Raw genomic sequence first — 13,227 nt, forward strand, 5'->3', positions numbered from 1 at the left:
TCACAATCCTTCACTTTCAATTTGTGCCAGCGCCCCGGCAAATTCCTCGCGGCTGATCTGAAATACAGAGAGCCGTTTATGTAGCTGCTTTCCGTTACAATAACCAATACCCAGCACATTCCCTAAGGCCATACGGCGTGCAGCAGCATTGGGATGGGTGATGAGTCCAGCATCAATCAGGTCCGCCCACTCAATCAGCGGGTCGGCGCCTTCCACTGTCGTATGGACCCGTGCAAGAGCGTGTCTGATCGCTTCCGGTGAGGCATTCTCCACGCCAATATCTCCTTTGCGCGTCGCTTCTGCCTCGGGTATAAAGGCCTGCTTGCAGCCAGGCACCTTGGAAGCGATAATCTTACGGATGCGCTCCCCTGCATGATCAGGATCGGTTAAAATGATGACCCCCCGCCGCTCCTGCGCCAATGCAATTTTACGCAGCGTCATTTTATTAATGGCTGAGCCGCCAGTTTCTATCGTATCCGCTTCAACAGCGCGGCGAATGGCCACCGTATCATCCCGGCCCTCTACCACGATCACTTCCTTGATCATTTGCGTTTCCCTCCACTGCTACAAAGCAAGCTATATTTATCTTTCCCTGCTTTTGAAAACAAAATAAGAAGAGGATATCCTCTTCTTAGCATGGCATAACTATGTTGTTAATACTATCGCATTGCCCTCAACATACACAACCTGTTTTAGTTGATTTCAGGCTTTACGGGTCCGATAACATATACGGTTTTACCGTGCTTACGACCAAATTGGTTGGCTCGGCTTAAACTCTCATAATACACATCGATTTTGTGACCTTTAATCGCGCCACCGGTATCCTCCGCACGGCGGAAGCCCACCCCTTCGATATAGACCCACCAGCCGATTGGGATTACACTCGGATCGACAGCGATGGTGCGTCCTTCCGTGACACGTGCGCCGGATGCAGTACGTGTACCGATCCCTGGCTCCTGTGAGGAATACGCCGTCATGGAGACATTTTGTAAAACTTTGCTATATTTAAAATTTACGCCTGCTTTACGGACAGCACTGCCCGAACTAACCATTGTTGCCTTAACCGCATCATTGGGACCGACGGAAGCAGCAAGAACGACCGGTTTTTTCTTCGTTCCTACAGCAATGACCTTATCCACACGATTCTGTGCAACTTCCTTGTTTACCAGCTGTTTGGATACCAACTTTCCATCATGGTATACCTTTTGAACGTGCTGGACTACCACACCCGATTTGCCGCTTTGAATGACCCGATTATCGCCTTTATAAAGACTCGGATCGGCCGTTTTGATGACCTGATAAGGCACCTGTTTTTTCTGTTCGACCTGCTGTTTCTTCACACGGACGATTTTTATGTCCATGTTAGACGAAACAGAGGCATCCAACGCAGGATAAACTTTATCCGTTGAGGATAATTTATAGCCCGAGGTACGAATGGCACCTTCTACTGTATTTTCTGTTGTGTACAGCTTTTTCGTCTCATTGCCTGAAGATACTTTAACTTGATTGGCACGTTTAATGACTACGCGATCCCCATCCTGTACTGCTCCATTTAGCGGCATGGAAACTGTATCATGCGGCTGAAGTGAAATGGAATGCTCGCTCAGCAAATCTTGAAGCTTGGATTCCCGGGTTTCTACCGCAGATGCCTTGCCATCGATGACAAAAAAGACTTGTTTTTTAGATTGCGTGTACATCAGAATTGAAATCATAATCGTTAGCGCGATTAGAAAAATAGCAACCAAGGCAGCCTGGCGCACATTCTCTTGCTTCCAACGCAATACGTAAGACATGCTGGATGAGCGTGACTCATGGGTCTCCTCTTTTTGGAAAATGCCCATTTCCTCCGTCCTCCTTACATAGCCCGCCGTCTGGAGTAAGACATAGTTGAGATTTGACGTGACTATAACAGATTTTCTACAAGACAAGCCCAAACTGCGACTGTCCTGCACCATGTACCCGTCTTCGCGGCATGCTGTCCTCCCCTGTTTAACCACAGTATGATGACAGATTTTCTTTTATTCACAACAAAAAAAGCCAGAGAAAGAGACTAGAGAGCTCTTTCGTGGCTTCCGGCATGTGTGAATATGCGGGAAAACTCATGCACGAGATGGCTTCTCTCTTGTTACGCTTACGGGGTTAGCTGTCGGGTTCGGACGTAGAGAGTCGCCCTAGCTTGGGTCAACCGCTCATGGCGGTCGCCTTCACATTCACCCCGAAGACCCAGAAAGAAATCGAAATACGGCTCCTCCACCTATTCAATCCCATCCTGGAAAAGAATTTCGGTCGAGCCGGCTGGCGGAAGAGACGTTCCCTTCTTGCACATACGCCGGACGTACTGTAAGCCATATCGGTTCCCCCGTTCCCTGTAAAAGGGACTCAGCGAGACTGGTTCATGAAATGACTTGTTGATGTTTACATTCAAACAACAATTCACTGAAAAGATGATATCTTGTTTCTATGCATGTTGTAAAGCAGGTTTCAAGTACATTTTTTAAAATATTCGGTTAAAATATTGTAATATTCTCGAGTTTCCTGCAACAAATTCATGATTAGCTTCGTCTATCTCTTTATTTTGATCGATTTCTTCACTTTTTCATTGAATGTCAAATCGTTCCAAGGCATTTTGGGTCGTTATTGACACTAATTCCTCCACTGTAATTCCCTTGATTTGGGCTGCGGCCTCTGCTACCAGTCTCACATGTGCGGACTCATTTCGCTTCCCGCGGAACGGATGCGGCGTCAGGTAGGGAGCGTCCGTTTCAATGAGTAGACGATCCAGCGGCACCTGTGCGAGCACCTCTTTTGGCTGCTTGGCATTTTTGAACGTTATTGGACCACCGAAGGAAAGGTGAAATCCCATATCCAGCACCATTTTGGCAGTCTCCCAGCTACCCGAAAAGGAGTGCATGACTCCGCCAATCTCACTCGCTTTTTCCTCGCGCAAAATCCTAACAATATCTTCATGCGCATCCCGGTTATGGATAACAATGGGCATTTTGAGCTCACGAGCCAGACCAATTTGATTTCGAAACACCCGATGCTGAACATCCTTCGGTGAAGTATCCCAATAATAATCCAGACCGATCTCACCGATGGCTACAACCTTCTTATGACTGCATAACGATGCAATCCATTCTAGATCGCCCTCCTGCATTGTAATAGCATCCTGCGGATGCCATCCAACTGCCGCATAAATAAAATCATACGTCTCGGCCAATTTCATGGTGGATGGAATCGTCTCACGATTAAATCCGATATTGATCATCCGTGTTACTCCTGATTCGACAGCACGTGCTATAACTTCTTCACGATCTTCGTCAAATTGTGGCGCATCCAAGTGAGTATGAGTGTCGAATAAATCCAAGGTTTACATCTCCTTTTTTTACTTACATTTCTATATAGTTGTCTATTCTTTGACAAAATAATTCCTTATTTCGGCAGGAAGCCTGTCTTTTACCGCGTTCAATTTATTCTGGGGAAAATACATATGATATTTTCCTCGGTGAATACCACTTATTGAGCGCACAATTTCCGAAACTTCGGATATTTCACTCACCTCGCCCTGACGTCCAAGCAGTAAAATCTGGTTGTCCGTCGAGCCACCCTGCCGAAACACATCATAAGGAAGATCTGTCGGAAAATCAATTTCAAAATCATATTCAGGGTGCAAACCAGCCTCTTTCAAAGCTTCTCTAATACTGTCAATGGTATCTGTATCCATATTTTCAATCTCTACATATTTATACAATCTACGGTCCATAAAACGGCTGCTCAAATCGCTTAAAATATCGTCCTTTTCTCGTTTCCACTGGCTAAATACGGTCTGGATTAATGACTCGTCGAGCATCAGATATTGCTCTACTGTAAGCTCTCCTTTCAACAGATCCGGTAGCGGGTCCAGCAGAAAACCAAACTCATATCCGTTTTTAAACAATTCCTTTGCTCGCTTGAAAATTTTACGTAAAAGGATTTCCGAGCTGCGTGTTACAGGATGAAAATAAATTTGCCAATACATCTGATAGCGTGACATTAAATAATCTTCTACTGCATGCATGCCTGATTCCTTTACAACAATTCTACCATTATGAGGACGCAGCAGTCGTAAAATACGATCCAAATCAATCGTGCCGTAGTTGACACCTGTCGAATGAGCATCCCGCAACAAATAATCCATACGGTCAGCATCTAGCGGACTGGTTACCAAGTTGACAACAATCGGCTTATCATACGTTTTGGCTATAACCGCAGCCACCTTTTTTGGAAGCTTGTCGTCGACTTGCCGTAGCACAGCGTTGATCTTTGTGTCTCCCAGTACAATGCGGCATGTCCAATCCTCATGGTTCATATGAAAGGCTTCCTCAATTGAATGAGAAAATGGGCCATGCCCCACATCATGCAATAGAGCTGCACACAGCGCAACCAGCCTTTCCTCCTTCGGCCAATCTAGGAAATCTCCACGTTCAAATTGAGAAATAATACGTCTCGTAATCTCATATACGCCCAATGAATGTGAAAAACGGCTATGCTCCGCTCCATGAAACGTAAGATACGATGTGCCTAACTGCCGTATGCGCCGTAAACGTTGGAACTCCGGCGTGTTGATCAACCGCCATATCACAGTATCCTGAACATGGATGTAATTATGTACCGGGTCTTTAAAAACTTTTTCTTCACTGAGTGGCTGGTGCAAGATATCAGCTCCTTTAATATTCGGAATAATGGATTAAAATACAATAAAATCCTAAATGATTCCCCTCATTCGACATTCTTTGTCGCAATATGTCGAATTATAGTTTTTTGACATTTCCAAATCGACAAACTGAATAAATCATCAATAAGATAAGGCAATACACATGAGTAAAGCTCTTTAATCTAAATACTTTTGCATAATCAGACTGTTACTACATTTTTAAGGTTGACTGTTTTGGGAATCGTTGGTATAGTAAATATCAGAAAAGAGAAAATTTTGTCGAATCATGACACTTATATTATTTTAAACGGCGAGAGGAGCCTGATTTATTATGATGAAATCCACTGGTATTGTAAGAAAAGTTGACGAGCTCGGACGTGTTGTTATTCCAATCGAATTGCGCCGTACCCTGGGAATCGGAGAGAAAGACGCTTTGGAAATTTATGTTGATGGCGAACGCATCATGCTTAAAAAATACGAGCCTGCTTGTATCTTCTGCGGCAATGCTGAGAACGTAATTTACTTCAAAGGGAAAATTGTTTGCCAAGATTGCATTTCTGAAATCCCAACACCTGTGACAAACTGAGAATTTTAGTATATAATAGACTTATCAGATATTGTTAATTCTAACCTTTTCATATATACTCCTTGTTGCCTTCCACGGTTTGAACCCAACCGTTGGAAGGCCCTTTTTTGTTCAGACAGATATTCATAAGAGTGCGTTGTAAACATCTCTCTTGGAGATTGAACGATCTGTGGCTGTACGCTTCATTGCATCCTTGCGTGTAAGTCCCTCTGCCTCGTAATGTGCGACATGGGACTCCAAAGATAAGGACTGCCACCACGCCTGACGTTCCTTTTCCTCTTCCTCTTCGTCTTTTCCTTCAACCACCAGGCAATATTCACCAATCGGCGGATTCTCCTCTAGTTTAGCAAGACATTGCTCCACGGTTCCTCGCACCCATTCCTCATGCAGCTTGGTCAGCTCACGCGCAAGCACCACTTTGCGTGAACCTAATGTTTCCTTCAACACCATCAATGTCTTCACAATGCGATGAGGCGATTCATAAAAAATAATTGTGCCGTGAGATACCTGAAAAGATAGCAACAGCTTCTCTAGGTCCTTTTTCTCCCGTGGTGGAAAGCCAGCGAAGGTGAACCTTTCTGTATCCAGTCCTGAAGCAATCAAAGCCGATAGTGCCGCATTTGCTCCTGGGATAGGAATGACGCTAATTCCCGCTTCCAGTGCCAGTTTGACCAAATCCGAACCAGGGTCAGAAATGGCCGGTAGACCTGCATCGCTAACCAGTGCCAAATTTTTTCCTTCTATTATATAACGTATCAGTTCAGGCCCACTGGCAGCCTTATTATGTTCATGATAACTGAAGAGCATATCCGGTGTAATTTCGAAATGGGTGAGCAGTTTGCGTGTCTGCCGCGTATCTTCGGCAGCGATAATACTGCATGATTTCAAGGTGTTAATCGCCCTAAAGGTCATATCGTCCAGATTCCCAATGGGTGTTGCAACAAGATACAACTTTCCCCGTTCTTCTTCGCTGGTACTAAAGCTTTTTTGTACAGCTGCTTTCACACAGAATCCCCCTTGCTTACTTCTCCATAAATATCTCTTATTTCCTGAGTATAATTCCCATTTTCCTGATATACAATGAGCGGAGGCAACAGACGAACCTCCGGTTTGCCGTCACGTAATGCTTCGACCAGTACCATATTGGCTTCCATATGAACTCTTGGGTGAACAAAACGTATTCGTTTGGGTTCCAAACTGTTATTACGCATTAAGGTTATGATCTCACCCAATCGCTGCGGGCGATGAACCATGGATACTTTTCCCCCATTACGGACAAGCCGGGTGGATGCCTGAATGACTTCTTCCAGTGTACAGTTCACTTCATGACGGGCAATTGCCTGGTGAGGATTCAGCTTGATATCGCTACCATTTAGCGGCATATAGGGGGGATTCACGGTAATCGCATCATAAACACCATGTCCCGTGATGTGAACCAGCTCACGTAGGTCCCCTTCCCGAATCTGAATTGCTGCTTCTAATCCATTCAAGCTGACACTACGTCTAGCCATATCTGCCAAGCGTGGTTGAATCTCAATTCCTTCAATAGACGCTTTTGTTCGTGTCGTTAGCAACAACGGGACAACCCCATTGCCAGTACACAGATCCAGAATCTTTCCACGCTGCGGAATACCGGCAAAACGTGCCAGCAAGACCGCATCCATCGAGAAGCTGAATACTTCATCACTTTGGATAATGCGCAAATTATGTGAAAGCAAATCATCAATTCGTTCAGACTTCTTTTCATTTTCGTCCATAGTGCTCTCCCGTCTTTTATAACCAAAATCGCTTTTCACTCATACTTCCTTACAAAAAAGCCGTAGGCATCTTGCTCCTACGGCTTGTTTTTATTTATTCAAAAATGACAGACAGAAGAGGCAATCGCCTTCCGTTCGCAAATGTCCGTAATACACGTTGCATATATGAAATCCTTCATGATACAGCCTTGCTAGATTGTCGTAGCCTTCGCCGACGACCTCACCCGTTTGCCCTTCATCCTTAATGACGATCGGAGGAGGAAGCTTCGGCTTGTTTGCCGTCTTTTCTTCTCCAGAGGTTTCACGTTTGAGCATCTTGCGCACCTGTTCGTTTTCAATCGTTAGTCGTTGATTTTCCTCCAGCAGCTCTTTTACTGCCAGTTTCAATTCACCCAGATCGCTATGCAACTGTCCCATTTGGGTTTCCATTTCGTGAATACGCGCAAAAACATTTAATTTATCCAAGTTTCCACCCCGAAGCAACCTAATGGTTTACTTGACGACTACATCGTCCATTGGAAGTTCCTTGACCTTACTGATCTCAAACAGTTGAACATGCACCGTGCGATGACCTGCATTCACACCTACGACTTTACCTTCTCCCAAAGAGGTGATAACCATCTTACCCACCTGAGGTAGCTCTTCTCGCATGCTTTCGTAGTTATCATGTTCAAACTTGAGGCAGCACATCAATCTCCCGCACAACCCGGAAATCTTCGTCGGATTCAGCGACAAACTCTGATCCTTCGCCATCTTAATAGATACCGGCTCAAAATCCCCCAGCCATGAGGAGCAACACAGAATACGTCCACAAGGTCCGATTCCGCCAAGCATTTTAGCCTCATCCCGTACGCCGATCTGCCGCAGCTCGATCCGTGTACGAAAAATACTGGCCAAGTCCTTTACAAGCTCTCGAAAATCCACCCGACCCTCTGCCGTAAAATAAAAAATGATCTTATTGCGGTCAAATGTAAATTCTACATCTACCAGCTTCATTTTAAGGCCATGGTCTTTAATTTTATTTAAACACGTGCCGAATGCATCCTTGGCCGCCAATTTATTCTCTTCTACAACAAGAGCGTCATCATCCCCGGCAATACGAATGACTTTTTTTAAGGGCAGGACAACATCCGAATCATTTACCTCTTTTTTGCCCACTACAACCTTGCCATATTCAATACCGCGCGCGGTCTCTACAATGACGCAGTTTTCTTTCTCCACTGGAAGATCCAGCGGATCAAAATAATAAGTCTTGCCCGCCTTCTTGAAACGGACACCCACTACACTATACAAAAATTAACCCCCTTGTATGCCACTAAACCTCATTTGAAGCCGACATTGTACGAATGGCCGCAATTGAAGTCTCACTGTCGCACAAACCGGGAACCTGGCGTCGCGGATTGTGCAGAGTGGAACAAGCGCGCCTTCCTGTTAGCCGGTGATAGAACCGCTTGTATCGGACAACCCAATCAGAAGCTGCTCCACGCATAATTGCCCGTTGACGTGAAAACGGAGCTTCTTCCTGCAATTCGCGGCCAAATCCATATAAGAGACCCATTGTTCCGTGCTGCGGGTGATTGCCAATTTGGAGACGGACTCCAAATGATCTATGAAAACAATGCTTTCGTGCCTTCCGTAACGGAAATGAAGCATATCCTTAAACCACAAATGAAACAGATGAAACAGAATATCCAGGTGTTCAGAAAGTCCAGTTTTAAAAATCTTCTGTTGAGCCAGAATAATAGACGAGCTCCCCCGACTCATGGACTCCTTCACTAATTGTAACACTACGTTTCTAATTTCTGCAAACCAATTCTGCTGGAGAATTTCTCTACATGATTCCAGTCCTGAAGCAATATGAACGACTGACCGGACAAGCCCTGCCGTATAGCCTTCCCCAATTAACGCCTGCATCATCACTTCCGGCTGTAAAGCGTGGAAAGGAACCTGCTGCGTCCGTGATTGAATCGTAGGCAGCAACGCCTGTCCATTTTCAGAAATGAGTATGCCGACCACTGGAATCTGGGGCTCCTCTAGAAATTTAAGTAGGCTATTAGCAGCTTGCACTGTCATGGTATCCGCCTGCCGAATGATATATACCTTCGGATTGGAGCTTTCAGATTTGTAAGAAAATATACGTTGAAGCCCGCGAATCTGATCAATTTTAATCGTAGCTCCATCCGGCTCTACAATATGCAAATCTGGATGATTCCCGTGCTCTACCTTACGGCATGACAAGCACTCCCCACATGCATCATCCGTCTGTCGCTCACAAAATAAAGCCTTAGCAAAGATCTGCGCCATGTTCATCTGCCCGCTTCCCGGCGGCCCGCTAAAAACATAGGCATGGTTGACCGTATGATTCCGCAGTGCACTTTGCAGCATTTTTTTGGCTACATCCTGGCCCATTATATTTTGAAAAGACATATTTCCTCACTTTCTCCACTGAAAACAACTGTGATCCCTCAGCAAACCGTTGTTCTTCTGGGCAAACTTTGTTGCTATTTTCATGATTCCAACTTCAAATCCTTGTTTTTGGGGTAACAGCTGCTATTTCCGTATCACGTCTGCCCACATATACATAGTCAAAAATAATCTGCCAGCATGATCAGCAAGCAGATTATTTCTCGTGGCAACAGCCCGTCTGTATTCATTTATAACATAAGTCTGCATTAAAATGAGAGATTAATCAGCAATCCTCTGATCTCACCGACCCCTTGCAAAAGCTCAATCTTGCCTTGTTCGGTTTCGAGCAGCTCATCCGCCATTTTTAGCAATAGCTCATCCACTTCATCAATCAGCTTATAACGTTTGCTGCGTCCCCGGCGATCCCAGCCCTTTGTATCCTTCATGGACACGCCTCGCCGAACTGTATCTTCCAAAAACCGTTTAACCAGCATCTTATAAGCCTTCAGCTCACGAATCGTCATTGAACGTGCAAGACGATCTCCCTGCATTTGTATTTCCTTAAAGCGCCGATTCAATTCCTCCTGCGAAGCCTGCTCCCCATTTTGCTGCATAACGTCGGAGAAGCTCTTGGGCTGAATTGGCTTTGCACTCATTTCATTTGTAGACAATGTACTTTGTAAAGGGCGATAGCCCGGATTTATTTTCATATAAACCTGCTTTCTCCCCGGATGCTTCCACTTTCCCCCTTCATGAACAGTTCAAACTAGAACTCAGGGTTCCTTCGGCTTTCCGGGGACTGCGCTATAGCGCTGCCGTTTTAGTGGATCTGCCCTCACTCCCATCATGTGAGAAGATACAGGCGATTCCCCTATCATATCGGCAGAATAGGCCCTATTGTGTAGATTCAGAAATGCTCGAAACGGTCTACAGGCATCACGAATACCGTCGCTCCACCCACCTGCACTTCAACAGGTAACGGTAAATAGGAATCCGTCGTCCCGCTCATAGGGGTAACGGGTGTGACCAGCTGTTCACGAACCTTGCAACTGCTGCGAATGACGTTCATTAATGAGTCCACCTGATTGTCATCAACACCGATCATAAATGTCGTATTACCTGCACGCAGAAATCCTCCTGTGCTCGCCAATTTGGTAGCACGGAAATTAGCTTTCACCAGTCCGCTGGATAATCTATTACTGTCCTTATCCTGTACAATCGCAATAATCAGCTTCATCCTGTATTCCTCCTTCAAGTCATATTAGAGACAACCTTGTCCCTAGCTCAATTTTACCGTATATCCTTCGACAATTATATGCTAAAATTCTGAACAAACCGCTTTTTCAGCAAATCCTTCAATACTTGCTCCACCTGCTCTGGCGCCGGAGATGCATCAACAATTGTAATTCGCTCCGGAAATTTGCGAGCCAACTCCAAATATGCCTCTCGCACCTTATGGTGAAACGATATACTCTCCATGTCGAGGCGGTCCATTTCTGCTCCTCGTGACGCATTAATTCTTGCCAATCCCAATTCGGGCTCAATATCCAGATAAAATGTGGCGTCCGGCTCCCAATCATCCACCGCGAAGCGATTAATTGAAGCTACCTCTTCAATTCCGATCCCTCTTGCAAATCCTTGATAGACCAAGCTACTATCCACAAAACGATCACATAATACGATAGCTCCCTGTTCAATAGCCGGCTTTACCTTCTCCACCAAATGCTGACGCCGCGCTGCTGCGTATAAAAGTGCCTCTGTTCGAGCGTCCATACTGGTATGAGCAGGGTCCAAAATGATAGAGCGAATCTTTTCGGAAATTTCGATGCCACCCGGCTCCCTCGTCGTGATGACTGGATAGCCTTCTTCCTCCATAAACTTCGCCAGCCGTTGAATCATAGTTGTTTTACCGGAGCCGTCTCCCCCCTCTAGTGTGATAAAAATGCCTTTGCGATTCATGTTATTCCCTGCTTTCCTGCCTGAAAAATAAAAGTCACCCACAGGCTACGTATGCTTCTTTTATTCAGTCTTCTGTATTTGTTAAGTCTCTAGTATCTAATCTTTATTGTAAACGGAATACCCGAATTGTAAGCATACCTTCATCTGCTATCCCGTGCCACTTGGCTCCCAACTCACGTAGACGACTCATCCGCAGTGCAATCGCTTCTGTGATCGTTTCTCCTGTATATAACAGAGGAATACCTGGAGGATACGGGATAATCATTTCAGCCGCTACCCTGCCAGCGGATTCCTCTACAGGCACGGTCTCCATCTGATCCGGGCTAATCGGTCGAAGCCCAAACGGAACCGGACTAGAGTATCCCTTCATTCTATCATTGTTCCACGTGGAAAAATCTAATTCGAGTCTTTGCGGCTCTTTTTCCGTTGCCCCCGGCTCACCAGCCGTCTCCTTAAATCTTATATCATTATTTATATGCACAAGAGCCTGCAACAGGTGACTCGCATCCTTAGCTGTAGAGCCTAACGTAAACAATAAGACAACATGTTTTTCATCGCTCATCTCTGGAACACATCCGTAAGTCTCTAACTCATGCTTGAGTCCAAACCCATCCAGTATCCCCCATGTATCATACAGCACCAATTTAAAAGGATCCTGGGATGAATATCCGCTTATTCCCTCCTCAGCCCTTTCTAGGACCTCAGAGATTCCCCTGTGAGCGTCTCTCCCCTCTAGTTCCTGCTGTGGTTCTAGCAAGCGAAAGCGTGGGAGCTGCTCCAGGCCCTTTCTAAAAGCATCTGCAGCCGCTAAGCCCACTGTAAAAGCATCCTCTCCATACGCCTCTATATACCATCTTGCCAAATCCAGTGAAGCCATTAACGGATAAGAAGGGCTAGAGCTCTGCACCATCGCCAACCGCTGACGAAGCAGTTCCCGATGGATTCTCTCTCCCTGCACATGTAACATGGCCCCCATGGTCATGGCTGGAAGCATTTTATGTGTCGACTGGACCACTACATCTGCCCCGCAGGATAGCGCAGAGGCTGGCAAACGAGGATGCAACCCAAAATGGGCACCGTGTGCCTCATCTACCAATAGCGGCACATGGGCTGCATGACAGGCCTTAGCCGTTGCCGTCAGGTCATGCCCCATCCCATAGTAATTAGGTAGTGTAAGTAACACCCCTTTAGCCGAAGGATAGGCCTTCAGTGCAGCCTTTATTGTATCCGTCGTTGGGGCAACCGCCAGTCCGCTTAGTGTATCTATTTCCGGATCCAGGAATACCGCGTTAGCCCCTGACAGCATGAGACCGTTCAGGACAGATTTGTGTACATTTCTCTGTACCAGCAGCAGAGCTCCTGGCTCCGTACATACAGTTAAAATCATAGCCAAATTACCGACCGTGCTTCCTCCAATTAGCCAAAAGCTCTCTTCAGCACCAAAGCACTTTGCAGCCAGTCCCTGCCCTTCACGAATCACATCTTCTGGGTGATGCAAATCATCCAGTCCAGAAATTTCTGTCGCATCAATAGACATCACTTCTTGCAACAAAGACGCAATATTTTCATGCTCATATACTTGTCCATTTTTATGACCGGGTACATGGAAAGAAGCATTGCCCTGAGTCCGGTAACGTATTAGAGCTTCCATTAATGGTGCATGTACCGCCTTTTTCCCCATCATTCTGCAATCCTTCCAAACAAAGCTTTATATCTACCTTATTTTATCGTAAAATCAAGCGGAATCCTACTTTTACTCACAGAAAAAAAGGCCCGTATCGACAGACCTTGGAATGCCAATCCTTTAAAGACTAATTAGCAAAGGA

The 13,227-nt window shown here is 45.6% G+C and carries 14 protein-coding genes and 1 riboswitch; of the genes, 1 reads left to right on the forward strand and 13 read right to left on the reverse strand.

The window, feature by feature from the left end; translation table 11 throughout:
• From rnmV to ACQW03_RS11055, 4 genes are all read right to left on the reverse strand, one after another.
• A complete protein-coding gene (rnmV, locus tag ACQW03_RS11040) occupies positions 1–546 on the reverse strand; it encodes a ribonuclease M5 (protein WP_013308117.1) in 546 nt (181 codons plus the stop codon).
• A 146-nt stretch (positions 547–692) separates the two neighbouring features.
• Positions 693–1,841: a 3D domain-containing protein gene (locus ACQW03_RS11045; protein ID WP_220030528.1), complete on the reverse strand. Its 1,149-nt coding sequence runs from the start codon at positions 1,839–1,841 to the stop codon at positions 693–695.
• A 271-nt stretch (positions 1,842–2,112) separates the two neighbouring features.
• A riboswitch (cyclic di-AMP (ydaO/yuaA leader) is annotated at positions 2,113–2,395 on the reverse strand.
• A 201-nt stretch (positions 2,396–2,596) separates the two neighbouring features.
• The gene (locus ACQW03_RS11050) at positions 2,597–3,367 is read right to left on the reverse strand and encodes a TatD family hydrolase (protein WP_068938706.1); all 771 of its coding nucleotides are present in this window, start codon (positions 3,365–3,367) and stop codon (positions 2,597–2,599) included.
• Positions 3,368–3,409: 42 nt separating this feature from the next.
• Positions 3,410–4,693: an HD domain-containing protein gene (locus tag ACQW03_RS11055; RefSeq protein ID WP_441949686.1), complete on the reverse strand. Its 1,284-nt coding sequence runs from the start codon at positions 4,691–4,693 to the stop codon at positions 3,410–3,412.
• A gap of 331 nt (positions 4,694–5,024) precedes the next feature.
• On the opposite strand from ACQW03_RS11055, the gene ACQW03_RS11060 reads away from it, so the two are divergent.
• Positions 5,025–5,279: an AbrB/MazE/SpoVT family DNA-binding domain-containing protein gene (locus ACQW03_RS11060; RefSeq protein ID WP_007428005.1), complete on the forward strand. Its 255-nt coding sequence runs from the start codon at positions 5,025–5,027 to the stop codon at positions 5,277–5,279.
• A 123-nt stretch (positions 5,280–5,402) separates the two neighbouring features.
• Here the strand turns inward: ACQW03_RS11060 and rsmI are convergent, their stop codons facing one another.
• The 9 genes from rsmI to ACQW03_RS11105 form a co-directional block, all read right to left on the reverse strand.
• Positions 5,403–6,284 (reverse strand): 16S rRNA (cytidine(1402)-2'-O)-methyltransferase, encoded by an 882-nt coding sequence (rsmI, locus tag ACQW03_RS11065; RefSeq protein WP_076294541.1) that lies wholly within the window; start codon positions 6,282–6,284, stop codon positions 5,403–5,405.
• Positions 6,281–7,036, reverse strand: coding sequence for a tRNA1(Val) (adenine(37)-N6)-methyltransferase (locus ACQW03_RS11070; RefSeq protein WP_071639004.1), 756 nt, complete (start codon positions 7,034–7,036; stop codon positions 6,281–6,283). The genes rsmI and ACQW03_RS11070 overlap by 4 nt, the downstream gene beginning before the upstream one ends.
• Positions 7,037–7,126: 90 nt before the next feature.
• On the reverse strand, positions 7,127–7,501 hold the full coding sequence (yabA, locus tag ACQW03_RS11075) for a DNA replication initiation control protein YabA (protein WP_025722558.1): 375 nt from the start codon (positions 7,499–7,501) through the stop codon (positions 7,127–7,129).
• Positions 7,502–7,528: 27 nt separating this feature from the next.
• Positions 7,529–8,329: a PSP1 domain-containing protein gene (locus ACQW03_RS11080; protein WP_013308110.1), complete on the reverse strand. Its 801-nt coding sequence runs from the start codon at positions 8,327–8,329 to the stop codon at positions 7,529–7,531.
• 138 nt (positions 8,330–8,467) lie between these two features.
• Positions 8,468–9,463 carry a DNA polymerase III subunit delta' gene (holB, locus tag ACQW03_RS11085; RefSeq protein ID WP_071639002.1) on the reverse strand — a complete coding sequence of 332 codons (996 nt, stop codon included), beginning with the start codon at positions 9,461–9,463 and terminating at the stop codon, positions 8,468–8,470.
• A 245-nt stretch (positions 9,464–9,708) separates the two neighbouring features.
• On the reverse strand, positions 9,709–10,152 hold the full coding sequence (locus tag ACQW03_RS11090) for a YaaR family protein (protein WP_013308108.1): 444 nt from the start codon (positions 10,150–10,152) through the stop codon (positions 9,709–9,711).
• Between the two features lie 197 nt (positions 10,153–10,349).
• On the reverse strand, positions 10,350–10,679 hold the full coding sequence (locus tag ACQW03_RS11095; protein ID WP_007427998.1) for a cyclic-di-AMP receptor: 330 nt from the start codon (positions 10,677–10,679) through the stop codon (positions 10,350–10,352).
• Positions 10,680–10,753: 74 nt separating this feature from the next.
• Positions 10,754–11,401 (reverse strand): dTMP kinase, encoded by a 648-nt coding sequence (tmk, locus tag ACQW03_RS11100; protein WP_013308107.1) that lies wholly within the window; start codon positions 11,399–11,401, stop codon positions 10,754–10,756.
• 103 nt (positions 11,402–11,504) lie between these two features.
• Positions 11,505–13,085, reverse strand: coding sequence for an aminotransferase class I/II-fold pyridoxal phosphate-dependent enzyme (locus ACQW03_RS11105; RefSeq protein ID WP_441949691.1), 1,581 nt, complete (start codon positions 13,083–13,085; stop codon positions 11,505–11,507).
• Between the last annotated feature and the right edge of the window lie 142 nt (positions 13,086–13,227).

This window comes from Paenibacillus sp. DRB1-1, from assembly GCF_052119485.1.
In the GTDB taxonomy this organism is placed as follows: domain Bacteria; phylum Bacillota; class Bacilli; order Paenibacillales; family Paenibacillaceae; genus Paenibacillus; species Paenibacillus polymyxa_B.

Bases quoted from the DNA above. Each gene is read 5' to 3' on its own strand.
- rnmV (WP_013308117.1), bottom strand. From the start codon at position 546: ATGATCAAGGAAGTGATCGTGGTAGAGGGCCGGGATGATACGGTGGCC.
- ACQW03_RS11070 (WP_071639004.1), bottom strand. From the start codon at position 7,036: ATGGACGAAAATGAAAAGAAGTCTGAACGAATTGATGATTTGCTTTCA.
- holB (WP_071639002.1), bottom strand. From the start codon at position 9,463: ATGTCTTTTCAAAATATAATGGGCCAGGATGTAGCCAAAAAAATGCTG.
- ACQW03_RS11045 (WP_220030528.1), bottom strand. From the start codon at position 1,841: ATGGGCATTTTCCAAAAAGAGGAGACCCATGAGTCACGCTCATCCAGC.
- ACQW03_RS11060 (WP_007428005.1), top strand. From the start codon at position 5,025: ATGATGAAATCCACTGGTATTGTAAGAAAAGTTGACGAGCTCGGACGT.
- ACQW03_RS11095 (WP_007427998.1), bottom strand. From the start codon at position 10,679: ATGAAGCTGATTATTGCGATTGTACAGGATAAGGACAGTAATAGATTA.
- ACQW03_RS11105 (WP_441949691.1), bottom strand. From the start codon at position 13,085: ATGATGGGGAAAAAGGCGGTACATGCACCATTAATGGAAGCTCTAATA.
- tmk (WP_013308107.1), bottom strand. From the start codon at position 11,401: ATGAATCGCAAAGGCATTTTTATCACACTAGAGGGGGGAGACGGCTCC.
- ACQW03_RS11090 (WP_013308108.1), bottom strand. From the start codon at position 10,152: ATGAAAATAAATCCGGGCTATCGCCCTTTACAAAGTACATTGTCTACA.